This is a genomic window from Flavobacterium sufflavum, from assembly GCF_004016525.1.
GTDB classification, from domain to species: domain Bacteria; phylum Bacteroidota; class Bacteroidia; order Flavobacteriales; family Flavobacteriaceae; genus Flavobacterium; species Flavobacterium sufflavum.
The window spans coordinates 73,548-93,933 of sequence record NZ_SACJ01000015.1 but is presented as its reverse complement, the minus strand read 5'-3'; the positions used below and the strand labels follow the sequence as shown (position 1 = coordinate 93,933).

Here is a 20,386-nt window from a genome sequence, read left to right as displayed (position 1 = left end):
AAGAATTAGTTTTGTTTATCGAATTTGTTGTGATTTTTCTAAAATTATGACAGTTTTTTTATTGAATATAAAATTTTTGTTAAATGTTTTAATCAATGTATTATGCTCAAATAAATTATGAATTTATGATGAACTTTTTTCACAATCCCTCTTTTAGGAGTTGTGGAAAAAACCAAAGATCATTACGATCTAAACTATTATTAACTAACTAAACCAAAAAATGTATGAAAAATTATTTGTCAAGGAAAAACTTTGGCTCTGGCAATGCTTTTATTGAAAAGAAGCATTTTGCCTTATTAGTTATGGTAGCTTTTTCATTTTCACCTATTGTTTATGGGAAAACTACCAGCGAATTGAATAATGCTATTTCGGTAAGTCTTAAGAAAAAGAAAGTTGTTTTAGCTGTTCAGACCCAACAAACAAAAATTTCAGGAAAAGTTACTGATGATAAAGGAATTGGAATTCCGGGGGTGTCTGTTCTTGTTAAGGGCACTAAAAAAGGAACAGTAACTGATTTAGACGGGAATTTTCTACTCCCTGATGTTTCGTCAAATGCCGTTTTAGTCTTTACCTATATCGGAATGGAAACTCAGGAAGTTGAGGTTTCAGGAAAGAAAATAGTAAATGTACTCATGCGTGAAGCCTCTAGTAAACTGGATGAGGTTGTTGTAATTGGATATGGTACAGCCAAACGAAAAGATTTAACGGGCTCGGTAGCTTCAGTAAGTATGAAAGATTTAAAGGATATTCCGGCTACCAATGCTTTACAGGCTATTGCAGGTAGATTAGCCGGAGTGAATGTTACTATTACCGAAGGAGCCCCGGATGCCCGAATTAATGTACGTATAAGAGGTGGAAGTTCAATCACTCAGGATAATAACCCTTTGTTTATAGTCGATGGTTTTCAGGTAAACAATATTAATGATATTCCTCCTGGCGACATTGAAACTTTCGATGTACTTAAGGATGCTTCATCGGCAGCTATCTATGGTTCTCAGGGAGCTAATGGAGTAGTGCTTATAACAACCAAGTCAGGAAAAAAAGGAAAAGTTGAGATTACTGCAAATGCCTATACAGGTTTAAAAAAGACTTATAATCTGACAGATGTTTTATCTCCTTATGAATATGTATATTTTCAAAAAGAGATTGATCCGGGATCAAGTGTTTCCGGAACCAGTTTTTATTCTGCCTATGGTTTGTGGAGTGATGTTGATATTTACAAATCAAAAAAAGGATTCGACTGGCAGGAAAAACTATATGGTAATACAGGTTTTCAAACCCATACTGATTTAGGTTTGTCAGGAGGAGATCAAAAATTGCAGTATAAAGTTAATTATACTCATGATTTTGAAGATTTTATTATGATAAATTCTTCTTATAAAAGAGACTATCTGAGTTTTAAATTGAATAAAGAGATTAGTTCCAAATTTCGTTTAGATTTTAACTCCAGATTTTCAAATACAATCATTTCCGGACCTAGTGTTTCCAGTGGAAGTAAATTAAGAGACGGAATTAAATATGCTCCTGTTAGAAGTTTAACTTATCTGGATCCGGCTGCTCTATTGGGGAACACTGACAATATCACTTCTGCTGAGGCTTTAAGTAGCTTGAATGATCCTATTTATAATATTTCAAACGAGTATAAGGAGCAAAACAATCTTAATCTTACCATGAATGGAGGATTAACTTATAAACCATTTAAAGGAATAACTATTGTTTCTCAGGGTAGTTATGCTGTAAACAGAAATTTTACTGATAATATCTGGTTAAAAAATACAGGTGAAGCCAGTGCTAATGGAGGTCAGCCAGTTGCTAAACGTCAGGATGTGAAAGGTGTGGACTGGTCTATGCAAAATACAATAAGTTACGATGGAAGTTTTAGTAATTCGAATCATCGATTGAATGTTTTATTAGGACAGGAAGCACGTGATTCGCACACTAGTGAAACCTTAATACAGTCAAAATTTTTCCCTGGAGATTTTAATGCAAAAGATGTATTGGCCATGTGGAATTATGGTACTCCTTTACCAACTTATACCACTATCAATGAACCTTCAAGAACAGCCTCTTATTTTGGACGTATCAATTATACTTTATTGAATAAGTATATTTTTAGTGTTACTTCAAGATTAGATGGTAAAAATGTATTTGCTCCAAAAAACAGATGGGGTTTCTTTCCTGGAGCTGCTTTTGCCTGGCGATTATCGGATGAGAAATTTATGAGTAAAACTAAAGACTGGCTATCCAATGCAAAGTTCCGTTTAAGTTATGGAGAAGTTGGGAATGCCCGAGTAGGATCCTACTGGCGACAAGATTATACTTTTGAATCATCTGCTAACCGATTGATTTATATTGGTAATAATGCTCAGAGTACTTTAAAACCTTCGACCACTTTAAAAAATGAAAACCTGACCTGGGAAACTACAGTTTCAACTAACTTAGGTCTTGATTTAGGATTTTTTAATCAAAGATTGAATTTGACCATTGATGCTTATCAGATAGATACTAAGGATTTGATTCTGGCAGTGGCATTACCTGCTAATTCAGGATATACTTCACAATACCAAAATATAGGTAGCACTTCTAATAAAGGGCTTGAGTTTGCTTTGTCAGGAGATATTGTTGACGGTGATCAATTCAAATTGTCAGCTAATTTTAATATAGCATTCAATAAAAATATAGTAAAAAGTCTGGACAGTTCCAGTGAAATGATTGCGGCATCCAACTGGGCTCCAAACGTAGGCCGCGATGATTATAGAGCCAGAGTAGGGCAACCTGTGGGATTAATGTATGGCTATGTTTCGGATGGATTTTACAGTTTTGATGATTTTACCTATGATACTACGCAAAAGAAATGGATTTTAAATCCGGGAGTAGTAGATGCTTCTAAAGTTATTACCACTTCAGGGAATTATTTTGGACCGGGACATATGAAACTTAAAAAATTAAGTGGTACAGGTACAGTTATCAATCCGGATGAAGACCGTAGAGTTATTGGTAGAGCGCAACCAAAACATACAGGAGGGTTTTCAATTAATACTTCGTATAAAGGATTTGATTTGTCGGCAATGTTCAACTGGTCGTATGGCAATGATATTTACAATGCCAATAAAATTGACAATACTACTTTCAGCGGTTCTAAGCGCTATAATAATGCAAGTACGATTATGAGTTTAGAAAATCGTTTTACAACCATTGATCCGGCTACAGGAAACAATATTATGTTTGGTAATGATGCTAATCCGCAGTTGTTACAAGAGATTAATCAGAATGCTACAATATGGCATCCCTTATCTAATTCTACAATAATTACCGATTGGGCGATAGAAGACGGTTCTTTTTTAAGACTTGGGAATTTAACATTGGGTTACACGCTTCCTGAAAGTATTGCTAAGGGCAAATTTGTTCAAAAAATCCGATGCTATGTAACCGGAAATAATTTAAAAGTTTGGACAAAATATTCAGGTCAGGATCCTGAGGTAAGTACAGGCAGTTCTCCATTAACTCCGGGATTGGACTGGTCAGCCTATCCAAAAGCCAGAACATTTTTATTTGGAGCAAACGTAACATTTTAATTAATTAAGATTATGAAAAAAATAATATACTATTCTTTCATTATTGTTGCTTTGGGATTGTTCTCCTGTAGTGATGATTTTTTGGAAACAAGTTCACCTTCCAAATTAAGTTCTGAAACCGTTTTTAAAACACCATCTATGGCTAAAGCCGCCATTATGGGAATTTACGGAAAGATGACCGATACCTATATTTATGGTCAAAAGTTATCGGTAAACTGGCAGGGAGTTTCGGATATTGAAACCAATTCAGGTTTTTCTACCACAGGTTATAATTCGACCAGTAGTGATTCGGGTGCCGGTAATTTTTATGATGATCCTTATAATACGACTACAAAATGGCAAACCTTGTATGAGTTTGCTGAATTAGCCTCAACGGCTGTGGACGGAATCAGGAATTCACCAATATTTGAGACCAGAGCTGCTGAGATGAAACCCTTATTAGGAGAAGCATTGACTCTTAGAGCAATGGCTTATTCTGAATTAGTGAAATTCTGGGGAGATGTACCATTTAAGAGAGAAGCATCTAAATCGGATCTTACAAATGTGTATATGGGAAAAACCAGTAGAGATATTATTTATGCAGGTCTGGTAGAAGATTTGACTGAGGCTATAAATTATTTGCCATGGCTTAAATCGAATGCTGAATATTCAACCTCAGAGCGTATTTCTAAAGCTTTCGCAAAAGGACTTTTGGCAAAAGTTGCTCTTTATGCCGGAGGATGGTCTTTGCGTGACGGTAATTTATTTCCTAATGCTGATGTTGAGCATCATCCGACTATACAGGAAGAAAACGGTTATTATGTGGGTAGAGTTAAAAACTGGAGAGATTATTATCAAATAGCAGCTCAGCAAACAGCTGAAATTTTAGGAAGCTCGGCACATCCGCATGCGCTGGATCCTAGTTATGAAAATATATGGAAAACAGTATGTAATTTACAGCAGAATACTTACAACGAAAATCTTTTTGAAGTTGCCTTTGGTTTAGGGAATAATGGGGATATTGGTTCTCTGATGGGCTATGAAGTGGCAAGTAATACTAAATACGGTTCAAGAGGATTTGGAGGAAGTTATGTGGCTTCTCAGGCTTATTATTTTTATTCGTTTGACCGTGATGATAGTCGTCGTGATGTTACTTTAACCTGGACAAGTTACGGTAGTGCCAATAAAGAAACTATGAAAACAGATGCTTTAAATGTTAGTTTCGCAAAATGGCGTATTTACTGGATGTCACCTTCTTATTTGGCTTTGCATAAAACAGCTAATTCCCGTATAGCTACTGGGGTAAACTGGATTTTGATGCGCTATTCAGATATTTATTTAATGTTTGCCGAAGCTCAAAGTCAGTTGACTAGTCCGGATGCGGTAAATACTACAGCAGGAATGTCTCCTCGTCAGGCTTTAGAAAAAGTAAGAGAACGTGCTTTTGGTGCCGGTTCTGCAAAAATTAAACAATATGATCCTAATTTTTTCAATGCTATTGTTAACGAACGCGCTTGGGAATTTGGTTGCGAATCTATTCGTAAAGGTGATTTGTGCCGTTGGGGATTATTATATGAAAAAATTGAAACGATGAAGAAAACACTTTGTTTAATGCTTGATAATAAAGTGCCTGTAACCATTTTTGATAAAACCTATCAGCCTTCGGATTTCCCACAAACTATTTATTATAAGTTTAAAGATACCGAATATATTGACCAAAAGTCAATCAATTTTTATACTAATCTGGGAGCCAGTCCCGGAACGGAGTATCAGTCAGCTTCCTGGTTTACTAAGAGTATTGTAAAACCAACTAGTGGAACCAGCAGGACTTATTTAGATAATCCTACAAAAGTGTTATTGGCAGCTACCGGAATTAATAAGGCATACGACTATTCTAGTTTTCTTAGCTCTATGGCAAATGGAGGTGAGATTCAAGCTAATCTGGCTCAATATACCATGGGAAATAAGAACTGCAATTACAGACAATTTTTCTCTATCTATTATGAGGATATATTTGAGTCAAAAGGTTTCCTGACTAATTCATATGGCTATTAAACTTTTAAAATTAATTTAAATGAAAAACAGTATAATAATTTTTGTGGTTTCCATACTCTCCTGTTTTATGGTGAGTTGCGAAAAAGACTATAATAATTGGGAGGTTGAGTCAGGAAATGACAGGCTTTTTAGATCATTGATATTTGAAGTGTCAAAACTTCAATCTACTTCGGTTGAACTGAAGTTCACTAAATCCATTTCGGCAACTAAATATGTTTTTGAATTCAGTAAAGACAATTTGGAATTTAAGGAAATCGTAAAAACGGTTGAGCTTTCAGCAAGTAGTTTAGTTCCTTTTGCTCCTTCCTCTAATTTGACTAAGGTTGAATATAGAGAAATGTTCACTGATTTGGACGGAACTACCGGATATTCTGTCAGAATGAAAAGTGTTGATGAAACAACCGGTATGGAATCGGGTTATAGCCAGATTTATTTTGAAACTCCTCCGGAACAGATTTTTACTAATTATTTGCCAACAACAAATACTATAAAACTACAATGGACGGTTAATCCTCGTGTAACCAATATTGTTTTATATAACGCTGATATGCAGTTAATAAAAGATGTTACTTTAACAGATGCGCAAAAAACGTTAGGAGAGATTACTTTCGATAATTTAAGTATCGGAACCAAGTATATAGCTAAGATTTTTAATGGTACAAATAACCGTGGTACTCTGAATATAACAACAACAGGATTTGCAGGTAGCACGGTGTATAAAGTTTTACCAACGGATACTGCAACAAGTATCAATACAGCTTTAACTAATCTGGTGTCAGGTGGAGCTACTGATATTACAGTTGAGTTTGAAGTAGGGAAAACCTATGCAATAGGTGGTGAAATAGTAGTACCTACAGGGGTTAATAATATTGCTTTTACCGGATCTACAGGGGCAAACGGTGAATTGCCAGTTTTGAGTAATGCAAGATTTAATGTTAAAACTCAGGTAAAAGACATTATAATTCAATATTTGTCTACTACATCTTCAGGGAATTTCTTCATTGATCTTGCAGCAAAAATAGTGAACAATATTACTGTTGAAGGTTGTAATGTGTCTAATATCAATTCAATTGTCAGAGTTAGTGGAGCAGCTGTTATAAAGGATATTAATGTAAACAATACCTGGATTTCAAATACCGGAGGTTATGGAGTATTTAATGTGGGAGCAGGAGGTGTGGTTAATTCAATCAATGCTACCAATTGTACTTTTACAGAAATCAGTACCCGATTTGCTGATGTTCGTATCGCTACCAAAGTTAATTTCAAGAATATTACCTGTGTCAATATTACTACGGCAATGGGGCACCTTTGGTTGTTTGATAACGCCAAGCCATCTCAGGTTTCTATCCAAAATCTTATCATTGGAGGACCTAATGGAGGAGCCAAAATAAACGATACAAACGGAACTTACAGTAATATTCCTATTTCTTATGCAGGTAGCTATAAAACTAATGATTTGATTGTAGATGTAAGGCCTTTTGCCAGTATAGCTGTGGTGCCATTAAATATTTATGGTTTATTTGTAGATCCCGCTAATAAAAACTTCCATATTAAAGAAGGTGTTGGATTTGCCGGGACAGGTGTTGCCGGTGATAAAAGATGGTTTTAATTATTAATAATTTAGTCTATAGGAGAGGGGAATTTTTTAAGGATTCCCCTCTTTTTCAAAAATAGAATTAATTCAAAATTAGTATGAGATGTTTAGTATTAATTGTTGTATTTTACTCAGAAATAAATAGTACTAATGATAAATAAAAATAAAATAATGGTTTTAAATTTTTTAATGGCTGCTGTGTTTTTAATGAACAGTTTTTTTGTTGAAGCAGCTAATGATTTCCGAAAAGGTGAAATCCAAATAGAAAAAATTAAATACGATATAGTAGTCGCTCAAGACGGAAGTGGTGACTATAAAACGGTTCAGGAAGCTCTTAATTCGATAGTATCTCTTAAAACAAAGGAGACCAGAATTTTAATAAAGAATGGTGTTTATAAAGAGAAATTGGAAGTAATCAAGGATAAGAATAACATTAGCTTAATTGGAGAAAGTAAAGAAAATGTTATTCTTACTTATGATGATTATGCTTCCAAGAAAAATAGTTCAGGACAGGATATTGGAACATCCGGATCGGCTAGTTTTATTGTGACAGCAGATAATTTTAAAGCTAAAAACATCACTTTCGAAAACTCATCTGGACCCGTAGGTCAGGCAGTAGCTGTAAGGATTGATGGTGATAAGATAATTTTTGATAATTGTAAATTTCTAGGTTTTCAGGATACGCTTTACCCGCGTAGTACCACAAGTAGACAGTATTATAAAAATTGCTATATCGAAGGAGCAGTGGATTTTATTTTTGGAGCTTCAACGGCAGTTTTTGATCAATGTGAAATTTTTGCAAAACAAGGAGGTTCCTATCTAACAGCAGCAAGTACCAATGAAAAAAATCCTTATGGTCTTGTTTTTCTGAATTGTAAATTGACTACAAATTCAGGAAATAGCAGTTATTATTTAGGGCGACCATGGAGAAACGATGCTAAAACAGTTTTTATTCAATGCGAAATGGCTGGGCATATTAAAGCCGAAGGTTGGCATAATTGGGGAAAAGTAGACGCTCAGTCAACAACTTTTTATGGTGAATATTTATCGACAGGGGCAGGTGGAAATACCACCTCCCGTGTAAATTGGTCGCATTTATTGACACTAGAACAATTTACAAATCAGTATACTCTAAGTGCTATTTTTAAAGATTGGACTCCAGTTTTATAATTTAAAAAATAAAAGCATAATCATATAGTATTTATTTGTCTTTTACTTGCTGTGAGTAAAAGGCATTAAATAGAATCATAAATATAAAATTAAGAATGAATAGAATTAAAATTATTGCCAGTTGTTTATTGGTGTCCATAACTGTTTTTCAAGGGAATGCCCAACAGAAGTTAAAATTGCAATACGATAAACCATCAACTAATTGGAATGAAGCTTTGCCACTTGGTAATGGTCGTTTAGGAGCTATGGTTTTTGGGAATCCTCAAAAAGAAGAACTGCAATTAAATGAAGAAACCGTTTGGGCTGGTGAACCAGGGAATAATGTACCCAAAAATGTCTATTCGAATATTGAAGAAATAAGGAAATTACTTTTTGCAGGGAGAAATAAAGAAGCTCAGGATTTAGCCAATAAAACTTTCCCGAGACAGGCTCCAAAAGATTTGAATTACGGAATGCCTTATCAGACAGTTGGGAGTTTATGGATTGAATTTTCGGGGCATGAAAATTATACGGATTACAAAAGAGATTTGGATATAGAAAAAGCGGTTTCGTCTGTGAGTTATAAAGCAAACGGAATAACGTACAAACGAGAATTTTTTGCGTCTTTTTCAGATAATGTTATTATTGTGAAATTAACTGCTGATAAGAAAAAAAGTATTAGTTTTTCATTGTCAGCTACAAGTCCGCAAATAGTTAGCAATTTTAAAACTCAGGATGGTAAATTGTTTTTTGAAGGAACAACGGGAGATACAGATAATAAAACAGGGAAAGTAAAATTTGTTGGAGAAGCAGCCTGTACTTTAAAAGGCGGAAAATTAATAGCTGCAACCGATAAGCTTACCATCAACGATGCCGATGAGGTGATTATCCGTATTTCGATTGCGACTAATTTTAAAAATTATAAGGACCTTTCGGTAAATCCAACTGAAAAAGCCTCTGCAATTTTAGCTAAAGCTTCTAAGAAAAGTTATGCTGATTCATACCAAAATCACGTTGCTGCATACCAAAAGTATTTTAACAGTGTATCATTGTTTTTAGGAGATTCCCCTCAATCGAATAAAACTACTGATGTAAGGATTAAAGAATTTGCTAATTCCTATGATCCGCAATTGGTGGGGCTTTATTTTCAGTTTGGAAGGTATTTATTGATTTCGAGTTCGCAGCCAGGCAATCAGCCGGCGAATCTTCAGGGAATTTGGAATCATAAGTTGAATCCTGCATGGGACAGTAAATACACGGTAAATATTAATACCGAAATGAATTATTGGCCTGCCGAAATAACCAATCTGAGCGAAATGCACCAGCCGTTATTTAGTATGCTAAAAGATTTAGCCGAAACAGGAAAAGAGAGTGCTTCTGAAATGTATCACGCCCGAGGCTGGAATATGCATCATAATACCGATTTATGGCGTATGACAGGAGTGGTTGATGGCGGATTTTACGGACTTTGGCCAATGGGAGGAGCCTGGCTTACCCAACATTTGTGGCAACATTATCTCTACACTGGTGATAAAGCATTTTTAAAGGAATATTACCCGGTTTTAAAAGGTGCAGCCCAATTTTATTTGGATGTACTTCAGGAAGAACTGGAACATAAATGGTTAGTTGTTGCTCCATCAATGTCTCCTGAAAATACTTATGAGAGTAGTGTGGGTGTTTCTGCAGGAACAACAATGGACAATCAGTTGGTTTTTGATGTTTTCAACAACATTATCAATGCGTCTAAAATTTTAGAAACAGATAAAGTCTTTGCAGATTCGGTTGCAGTGGCACTAAAAAGATTGCCGCCAATGCAAGTAGGACAGTATTCGCAATTGCAGGAATGGCTTCATGATTTAGACAAACCAAATGATCATCATAGACATATTTCTCATTTGTACGGCTTGTTTCCATCTGGACAAATTTCACCATTCAGGACACCGCAATTAATTGAAGCTGCTAAAAATACTTTGATATCAAGAGGGGATGTTTCAACTGGATGGTCTATGGGCTGGAAAGTAAATTGGTGGGCTCGATTATTAGACGGAAACAGGGCTTTTAAACTGATAAAAGACCAATTAAGTCCGGCACCGCTGGAAAGTAAAGGAGAATCGGGAGGAACTTATCCAAATCTTTTTGATGCTCATCCACCTTTTCAAATTGATGGGAATTTTGGGTGCACAGCAGGAATTACTGATATGTTATTACAAAGTTATGATGGTGCTATTTATTTGCTTCCTGCTTTGCCGGACGATTTTAAAAGTGGAAAAGTTAGCGGTTTAAAAGCCAGAGGTGGTTTTGAAGTAGGTATGGAATGGGAAAAAGGTAAATTGAAACAATTAACCATAAAATCTGCTTTAGGAGGAAATTGCCGATTGCGTCTGGCATCAGATGTTAAGTTAGCGAGTGAGTTTAAATTGGCTGAAGCCAAAGGAGAAAATACGAATCCTTTTTACAAAGTAGAAAGCATAAAAGAACCGTTAATTTCAGGGAAAGCAGCTTTAAAAGGCTATACACTTCCTGAAACTAAGCTATATGATTTTAATACAGTTGCCGGAAAAACCTATGTTTTTAAAGCAAAATAGCCAAATAAAAAGACAAAAGAGTAACGATTGAGATTTATGAAAAGTAATTCTAAGAATTTTAAAATTATAGTAGCAATTTTGCTGGTTGTTTTATCGGCCAAAACTTCATTTGCCCAAGAACGTATTATACAGGATATATCAAATAATAATTGGCAACTTTGGTTAGATCCAGTGGCAAAATGGCAAAATGATGTTTTATTCACACCTCCTGTTGATGTAAAAAAAACACCAATTAATTTACCTACTGGCGGTTGGCAGGCATTGACAAAAGGAGGTAGTAAGACAGTGCATCTTCCGGCTACGGTGGAAGAATTTCATTGGGGTCTCAATAAAAATACTTTTGGAGTTTCAGGTAATTATCTTGGAGTTTCCTGGTTTTCGACCCAAATGAATGTACCTGCATCAATGAAAGGAAAGCGAATTGTTTTGCATTTCGAAAGTGTTCGTTTCAGGGCAGAAGTATTTGTAAACCAAAAGTTAGCAGGCTATGATTTGATTAACGGAACTCCTTTTGATGTTGATATTACCAATTATGTAACTGTTGGAAAATCAAATTCAATAGCGGTTAGAATTACCGATCCTAATGGAAATTTTGACTGGAGAGATAGTTCCAATTATATGTGGGGAAATTATCGTACTAACCCAACACATGGTTTTGGCGGAATTACCGGAAAAGTGAGTCTTGTGGCAACGGATAATGTTTTTGTAAATGATGTTTTTATCAAAAACAAACCATCTCTTAATGAAGTTGATGCTGATATTTCGTTGACTAACAATACATCGGCAACTTTTAAAGGGATTGTTTTGTTGGAAATAAGCGAAAGAAAAACGGGTACATCAGTTTGGTCAAAAAGCTATCCAATTGAAGCAGTTCGTGGAGATAATGCCTCGCAATCTTTTACTGTTAAAATCGATAATGCAAAACTTTGGGATGTTGATAATCCTAATCTGTATGTGCTGAAAGCTTCGCTTAAAAAGGATAATGTCGTAAAAGATGTAGTTGAGAAAAAGTTTGGTTTCCGTTGGTTTGAAGTCAAAGATATTGATGGGGACAAGCAGTTTTATCTAAACAACAAACGCATTGTTGTTAGAACAGCAATATCCTGGGGTTTCTGGCCGGTAAACGGAATTGCACCAAGCGATGAACTGGCCAAAAAACAAATCGCAGATGCCAAAGCTATTGGTCTGAATATGCTGAATTTCCACCGTACCATTGGTCAAACTAATGTTTTGGATTATGCTGACGAAATGGGTTTACTTTATTTTCAGGAGCCCGGAGGAAATCAGTTTCCTGCTAACCAATTCAATCCTAAAAATGAATTGGAAAAGAAACAGGCTGATTTTTATTTTGCAGCACGCGATGAAAAGTTCTTTAGAATGATAAAGCGTGACCGAAGCCATCCTTCATTGGTAATTTACAATATGCACAATGAAAGAGGGGCGGAGCCTCAACAAAAAGACAGCGTGCAAATGCAGACAGGACACAAACTAGATCCAACAAGGATAATGACTTACAATTCCAGTAACGGACCAATAAAAATGGGTGCAGATCCCCGTTTTAAACTACATCTGTTACCATATAACAATCAGTTTTATAGTTATGGTTGGTTTGATCAGCATCATGCCGGAGGGCCGGGTGTGTATCACGATAATTTATATAATAGTCCTAAAAGTTATGCGAAGTTGTTCACAGATCATAAAGATGAAATCATTTATTATGGAGAAGAGGGAGCAATAGGTACACCACCAAGATTGCAGTTAATAAGAGATGAGATTCTGAAAAGAGGCAAAGATATTGGATGGGAAAGTGACGATTATTTAAAATGGTATGATGCTTATGATAATTTCCTGAAGAAAAATGATTTCGAGAAATCATTTCCTAACGTAGATAGTCTGACGAGACAAATGGGCAACGTAGCTTTTTATTATCAGGGAAGAACCATTGAAAACGTACGAATCAGTAATACAATTGATGGTTATGCTGTAAATGGCTGGGAAAGCATGAAGCTGGAAAACCATTCCGGTATTGTGGATAATTATCGAAATCTAAAAGGCGATGCCGATTTGATTGCGCGTTATAACAAGCCTTTGTATGTGGCCGTAAAATTGAATCATAAGGTTTTGTCTGTAAAAGATACGACTACGATAGATTTTTTTATTGTGAACGAAAAAGACATTAAAGGAGTCTACAATTTAAAGGTTAAAGCAACAAATAATAAGAAACAAACGGTTTGGACAAAAACAATTCCTGTAACAGTAAGTGGTGGAATTAAGTATGGTGAATTGTTGTCTGCCGGAAATAATTTTTCGCCAGAAACGGAAGGTTATACAAAGATTTCTGCCGAATTAGTCTCGAAAGACAATACTGTTATTGCAACAGGAAGTGACGAATTGTTTGCGGTAAAATTGAACAAAGAAAAATTGGCTTCTAATATTATGGTGGCTGATACTACAGGTGTTATTGGTAAATATTTTGATTCTGAAAAAATTAATTTCAAAAATTATAAAAGTGGAACTCCATCAGGGAATTGTCTGGTAATTGGAGCTTTTAAACCGCAGCAAACAGGAAATCCATTGGTTACAGACCTTTTAGAATGGGTTAATAACGGAAATACAATTGTAGTTGTTAATGATACAGATACCTGGGCAACATATTTTGCTAAAAAAGAAGCTGCTGATTACAGAGGTTTCAAAGCATTAGGAACTTCCTGGTATGGTGGGAATTATTTTGTCAAAGAGACTAAATGGTTCGATAGTTTGCCGCAATCTTGCGTTTTCAATTGGGAATACCAATGTTTTGCAACTTATAACAAAAATAGATTAGGGCTTAGAATGTTTAATGGAGAGACAATTGTTGGATGTGTTTCTGATCACAAACAAGAGGTTTATTCTGCTCTAAGTGTAATCCCGCATGGAAGAGGGAAAATCATTCTTTGTGCGCTGGATATTTTTAGTTGTATAAAAGAAAATGAAGTAGTTAAAAAAGCTGAAGGAGATGGTGAAAATGCTTCTATGAAAACCTTTAACGTGTCGGCTAAGAATAAAGCAAATGTTGTAGGGCAACAGTTATTATTGAATTTATTGAAGTAATATGTTGCGTCTGAGTTTGATTATGGGAAAAAATTTTATAAAGAATCAGAATAAAAATTAAAATAGTATAAAAGTGAGAAAAATAAAAATTACATCCTTATTGATTATTTCCATTATTGGAAGTTTATATGCTCAAAACGATAAAAAAAATGTTTCAGAGGTTTGGGTTTCTGATTTAGGAAATGGGAATTATAAAAATCCTGTTCTGTATGCGGATTATTCAGATCCAGATGTTTGCAGAGTAGGTAAGGATTATTATATGACTGCTTCGTCTTTTAATTGTATTCCTGGTCTACCCATTTTACATTCTAATGATTTGGTGAATTGGTCATTGGTCAATTACGCTTTACCCAAACAACCTCCATTTGAAGTTTATGATAAAATCCAACATGGTAATGGTGTTTGGGCACCTTGTATTCGTTACCATAAAGGAGAATTTTATATATTTTATCCGGATCCGGATTTTGGGATTTACATGACAAAAACTAAAAATCCTCGAGGAAAATGGAGTGAGCCTGTTTTGGTTAAATCAAACAAAGGAATTATAGACCCGGCTCCATTTTGGGATGAAGATGGCAAAGCCTATTTGGGTTACGCACTAGCCGGTAGTAGGGCGGGTACAAAAAGTGTTCTGATGTTATGTTCTATGAATGCAGTAGCTACACAGGCAAATGATGATGATATTATACTATTTGATGGTCATGAAAAACATACAACAGTAGAAGGACCAAAATTTTATAAGCGAAATGGTTATTATTATGTGTTTGCACCTGCAGGTGGAGTATCAACTGGCTGGCAATTGATTTTGCGTTCCAAAAATATTTTGGGTCCCTATGAAGAAAAAGTGGTTTTAGAACAAGGTTCAACTTCCATTAACGGACCACATCAGGGGGCTTGGGTAGATACGGTAACAGGAGAAGACTGGTTTTTGCATTTTCAGGATCAGGGAGCGTACGGTCGTGTGGTGCATTTGAATCCAATGTCATGGAAAGAAAACTGGCCGGTTATGGGTGTAGATAATGATCATAATGGTATTGGTGAACCTGTTTCTGAATATAAAAAGCCCAATGTAGGAGCTACTTATTCAATAGCAACTCCTCCAGATTCAGATGAGTTTAATACACCTATTCAAGGACTACAGTGGCAATGGCATGCCAACAAGCAATTGGTATGGGGCTATCCTTCAGCAGGAATGGGATATTATAGATTTAATTGTATTCCTAAGCCTAATGATTTTAAAAGTTTATGGCAAGTGCCAAATATATTGGCTCAAAAATTTCCGGCAGAAGAGTTTACTGCGACAACTAAATTTGAATTTAAACCCAATTTTGATAATGAAGAATTTGGTTTTGTAGTTATGGGAAGAAGCTATAGCTCTTTAGCTGTTAAACAAATTAAAGGACAATTGAAGTTGCTACAGTTATCAGGGAATAAAGCTGATAAAGAAAATGCTGAAACAAGTACTGAATTAGCCGACTTGAAAAGTGGTACTCTTTATTTCAGGGTTAAAGTTCAAAAAGGAGGGAAGTGCCAGTTTTATTACAGTTATGATGATAAAACATACGTAAAAGCAGGTGTTGAGTTTACGGCTTCAGAAGGAACCTGGATTGGTTCAAAAATAGGTTATGTTGCTTTAAGGGAAGGTACTATTAATAATGCAGGTTATGTAAATGTAGATTGGTTTAGAATGACTAAAAATTAAATAAATATACTCTCAGAGTAAATACAAAAAAAGAAGTCATTTGACTTCTTTTTTTGTATAGTAAAACTAGGTTTTGCTTAGTTTTTATTCTTTTGACGGTATTCAGTTGGGGTTAAGTTATATTTGTTTTTAAAGGATTTTGTAAAATATTTGATATCCGAAAATCCGGTCATATAGGCGATTTCTTTAATTAATAATTGACTGCTTATTAATAATTGTGCTGCCCTTTTAATTCGTACATCACGAATAAATTCAACAGGAGAAAGTCCGGTGAGACTTTTTATTTTGTAAAAGAAGGTGGTGCGATTAAGTCCTGCAACAGCTCCTAAATCTTCAACAGAGAAATCATTGTTATCCATATTTTCCTCGATGCTAAGCATAATTTTTTGCATGATTTCTTCGTCTTGGTCAGTAATTAAATAAGGTTTAGGATCGTATTCTTTTGAATCGTTTTCCACGGCATTATTTTTTTGATACGAATCAAAAATGTTTTGCAATCTTTTTCGTTGCTCCAGAAGGTTTGTAATTCTTACTTTTAAGTAGGAAACACTAAACGGTTTGGTTATATAATCGTCAGCACCATATGAAAGTCCTTCCAGTTTACTTTCTATAGTGGTTTTAGCTGTTAATAATATTACTGGTACGTGACTTGTTTCGATATTATTTCTGATTTTTTTTAGAAGGTCGACACCATTGAGTTTAGGCATCATAATATCACTAATAATAAAGTCAGGAGTATTTTCCAGTATTTTTTGATAACCTATTTCTCCATCTTCGGCCTCGATTACTTTATATTCATCTTCCAGAACATTTTTGAGGAATGTTCGCAGCTTAAGATCATCTTCAACTACTAATACTTTTATCTTTTCGTCATTATTATTTAATTCTTCATTAGCTAAAGTATCAACTGGAGTTTTTATTGGTTTGTATTCGTTAGTTTCTGTAGTCTCATTTTTCACTATTTCTACATCGTTACCAAAATGACTATTGCCTAATTTAAAATAGATAGAAAAAGTACTGCCAACATTGGTTTTACTTATGAAATTAATTTCTCCATGATGTTTCTCAACAAGCTCTTTTACCATGGATAATCCAATTCCGGTACTGGGATTGTTATTGTTTTTGTTGAAAGAGGCAAAACGGTTAAATATACTGTTTTGATAATCTTCAGAGATTCCAATTCCTTCGTCAATTACCTGTAAAATAATTTGTTTATTGTTTTTAGTTACCCGAACCGTAATAGATTTTTCATCGGGAGTGTATTTAAAAGCATTGGATAAAAGGTTCATGATAATTTTTTCTAATGCATTTTTGTCTGCCCATAGTTTGATGTCTTCACGTATAATTTCTAAGTTATAGTTGATATTTCTTTCTTGTGAAGTATCAATAAAATTATTAAAAATATCACTGGTGAATTCCGTCAGATTGAGTTCAGATATTTGCAGTTTTTGATCCTGTATTTTTCTAAAGTCTAAAATCTGATTTACTAGTCTTTGTAAACGGGAGGTACTTTGGGATACATAGGACAGTTGTTTTTTTACAACTTCAGGAGTTCTGTTATCGTTTAATAAATATTCGATGGGGCCAGTTATTAAAGTCAATGGAGTACGTAATTCATGTGAAATATCAATAAAAAACTTTTGTTTCATATTGAAAATGTCTTTTTCTAATTGGGCATTTGTTTTTAGTCTGTAAATAGTAATTACGGCATAATTAATCAGCATTATGCAGCCTATAATTAACAGTGCGTAAAAGATATAGGCCAGAGTTGTATTCCATATTGAAGGATTGACCGTTATATTTAAAGTTCTTTCGTTTTCAACCCAATTTCCCTGACTGTTAGTCGATTTTACTTTAAAGGTGTAGCTTCCCTTTGGCACATTGGTATAAAAAGCAGTCCTTTGATTGTTTACGTAATTCCAATTTTCATCGAATCCATCTAATTTATAAGCATATTTAATATTCTCAGGACTTATATAATCTAAGGCTGCAAATTCTATATTAAAAAAGTTTTGATTATGATCTAATTCGAGAGTGTTATTGCTGTCAATAGATAAAGGAAATAACTTATGGTTGTTGTCGTTTTGATTAAAGAGTTGGAAATTTGTAAATGCAAGATAAGGTTTGAAATTGTTAGATTTGATTTGATCCGGGGAAAAATGTAAAAGTCCTTCTGAATAACCAAAAAATAATTCTCCGCTATCTAATTTTATTTTAGTGGCTTCTGTAAAATTACCATATGACATTACAGGTTTAACTTCTGAATATATTTCAAAATGTTCGTCATTTGGATTAAAACGGGTCAATATGTAATCTGTGGTAATCCAGATATTATTATCATTGTCTTCTACGATAGAAAGTATATTATTGGATGCTAATCCTTCTTTTGGGGTATAATTTTTAAAGGTTTCCGGAAATCCATTTTTATCTTTTGTGAGAACTTTACTTATTCCGCCGTCTGCAGTTGCAATAAAAACACCTCTGTTTTTAGTTATGCAAAAATCAATGATATCATTACTATTTAAGCAATTAGGATTTTGATTAGTTATTTCATAAATCCTGGAGTTCTCAAGATTTTTTTTTGGATTAAAAACTACCAGACCAGAAGTGGTTCCTATGTACATTAATCCATTTGAATCCTGATTAATGCACCTTATTTTATTGTGTTTTTTTATAAGTAATTTTTTCCATTTATTATTATGATTAATAAATTTCAAATTTTGGTTTTGACTCGAAATTAAGTTTAAACCATTTAGGGTTCCTATCCATATTTTATTGAATTGATCTTCAAAAATGGAGTATATATTATTGTCACTGATACTGTAAGGATTAGAAACTTCATTTTTGTAATGAGTTACACTGTAAGTGTATGGCTGGGTTTGTGGTACGAATTTATAAAGACCATCCCCACGGGTTCCTATCCAAATATTAGATTGTGAATCCTGAATAATGCTGTAGACAGGTTTATTCCATGTAGCATTGTTTTGTAATTGTCCGTTTGGAGACAAATAACCAATCTTATTTAGATTTTTATCCAGGATTGTAATTTGGTTTTGTTTGTTGGCTACCCAAATGTTTTTGCGACTATCTTGGAAGATGGACCTTACGTCTTTAGTTTCTGAAGAAAATGAGGGGTTGTTTACTTTTAATAATTTGAAATTATTTTTATTAAAAACTACTTTTACAATTCCTGATGTTTGAACATTATACCACAAGTTTCCTTGTTTATCAAACATTGCAGTGTGAAAATTATTACTGAAATTTCCTTTTGGAAATAATGAAGTAGTATTAAAAGGAATTAATCGATTATTAATTTCATCGTATTTTGAGAAGCCACCTCCATTTGGTTGTACCCAAATTTCACCTTTTGCATCAGTTAAAACAATAGGTTTTACAAAAAATTGTGAAGATGATGCTTTAGTATTAGATGCCGGGAAATATTTTAATTTTTGGGTTTTAAAATTAAATAAATTAATTCCTGAATCATTATCATTAACAAACCAAAGCATATTTTTTTTAATCAGGCTTAATACATTTAAACCTTTAGTTTTTAGACCAGGTAAATTAGATGAGTCATATTTTGTAATCTGTCCTGTAAAAATATTAATAGTACAAAATCCTTTTTGTTCGGTTACTACAAGTACCAATTCATTATCCAATTTTTCAATTTTTACAATGTTGGCGTCAAGTTCCAGTTTTTGAGTTCTGTAATTTTTAGTTCCCTTGGTATATTTAATCAGAGTTCCGTTTGATCCCCCAAACCAAATTTCATCTTTAAATTCTATTGCCGAATAAAAGGAAGTTGTTTTTTCGTTTTGTCTTGTCAAATATTGTGGTTTTTGATTGATTTTATTTAGGGGTACACATGCAACGCCTTTATCAGTCAATAACCATGAGTTTTTTTGTGTATCTTCAAAAACGTTATTGACAACATTTGTGTTTAAATTACGATTTTTAGTATTGTAAATTTTACTTGAATAAGCACTATTGGTTATAACAATACAGCCATCTTTATTAGAAAGTAACCAAACTAATCCTGATTTATGGGGTTTGATTTGGGTAATATCAAAATTGTTTTCAGAAAAATTTGGAATTAATTCAGTTCCCCAAAAAGATTCTGTTATAGGATCAAAACAATAGGCTTTGTTATTATAAGCAAGAGCTTTCATCCATATTCTTCCACGGCTATCTTCTGTAATCCAATCTATTCGGTTGTTTTTCATTAACACCTTATCGGTTAGCTGTGTTTTGTAATTTTGAAAACTATAACCGTTGTATTTACTTAGACCGTTGGTTGTAGCAAACCATATAAAACCTTTTTTATCTTGTATGATATGGTTAATAATATTGTGAGGAAGCCCATTTTCAACCAAAAAATGTTCGAACTTATAATTTTCCTGACTACAGCAAATAAAATAACAGAACAGTCCTAAAATAGAGTATAATATAGTTTGATAATTTTGTTTCATAAAAGTTTATAAATTACGTAAAAAGAGCTTTTTAGCCTTTTTTAAAGTTTTACGAAAATATGAAATACTATTAGAATGAGGTGCTTTAAAAAGAGTTTAAAAATGATTGGAAGTTAATATTTTCAAAGAGAGCTATTTGAAATTGATTGAAGATGAAAATAGGAGATTCTAACTCAATTTTCTTTTAT

At 34.0% G+C, this 20,386-nt stretch carries 8 protein-coding genes; 7 read left to right on the top strand and 1 reads right to left on the bottom strand.

The features are described 5' to 3' along the window. The first annotated feature begins 224 nt into the window (after nt 1–224). The 7 genes from EOD40_RS16875 (at nt 225) to EOD40_RS16845 (ending at nt 15,729) form a co-directional block, all read left to right on the top strand. Nucleotides 225–3,575: a SusC/RagA family TonB-linked outer membrane protein gene (locus EOD40_RS16875; protein WP_196781467.1), complete on the top strand. Its 3,351-nt coding sequence runs from the start codon at nt 225–227 to the stop codon at nt 3,573–3,575. A gap of 12 nt (nt 3,576–3,587) precedes the next feature. Further along, complete coding sequence (locus EOD40_RS16870) at nt 3,588–5,609, top strand: RagB/SusD family nutrient uptake outer membrane protein (RefSeq protein WP_128197548.1); 2,022 nt, start codon at nt 3,588–3,590, stop codon at nt 5,607–5,609. A gap of 19 nt (nt 5,610–5,628) precedes the next feature. Next, nucleotides 5,629–7,218, top strand: a complete 1,590-nt coding sequence (locus EOD40_RS16865; RefSeq protein WP_128197547.1) for a DUF4957 domain-containing protein — start codon at nt 5,629–5,631, stop codon at nt 7,216–7,218. 156 nt (nt 7,219–7,374) lie between these two features. Beyond that, on the top strand, nt 7,375–8,373 hold the full coding sequence (locus EOD40_RS16860) for a pectinesterase family protein (RefSeq protein ID WP_128197545.1): 999 nt from the start codon (nt 7,375–7,377) through the stop codon (nt 8,371–8,373). A gap of 95 nt (nt 8,374–8,468) precedes the next feature. Then, complete coding sequence (locus EOD40_RS16855; RefSeq protein ID WP_128197543.1) at nt 8,469–10,937, top strand: glycoside hydrolase family 95 protein; 2,469 nt, start codon at nt 8,469–8,471, stop codon at nt 10,935–10,937. Between the two features lie 36 nt (nt 10,938–10,973). Further along, nucleotides 10,974–14,027, top strand: a complete 3,054-nt coding sequence (locus tag EOD40_RS16850; protein ID WP_128197542.1) for a glycoside hydrolase family 2 protein — start codon at nt 10,974–10,976, stop codon at nt 14,025–14,027. A 73-nt stretch (nt 14,028–14,100) separates the two neighbouring features. Next, on the top strand, nt 14,101–15,729 hold the full coding sequence (locus EOD40_RS16845) for a glycoside hydrolase family 43 protein (protein WP_128197540.1): 1,629 nt from the start codon (nt 14,101–14,103) through the stop codon (nt 15,727–15,729). A 77-nt stretch (nt 15,730–15,806) separates the two neighbouring features. On the opposite strand, the gene EOD40_RS16840 is transcribed toward EOD40_RS16845, so the two are convergent. After that, complete coding sequence (locus EOD40_RS16840) at nt 15,807–20,198, bottom strand: hybrid sensor histidine kinase/response regulator transcription factor (protein ID WP_128197538.1); 4,392 nt, start codon at nt 20,196–20,198, stop codon at nt 15,807–15,809. Between the last annotated feature and the right edge of the window lie 188 nt (nt 20,199–20,386).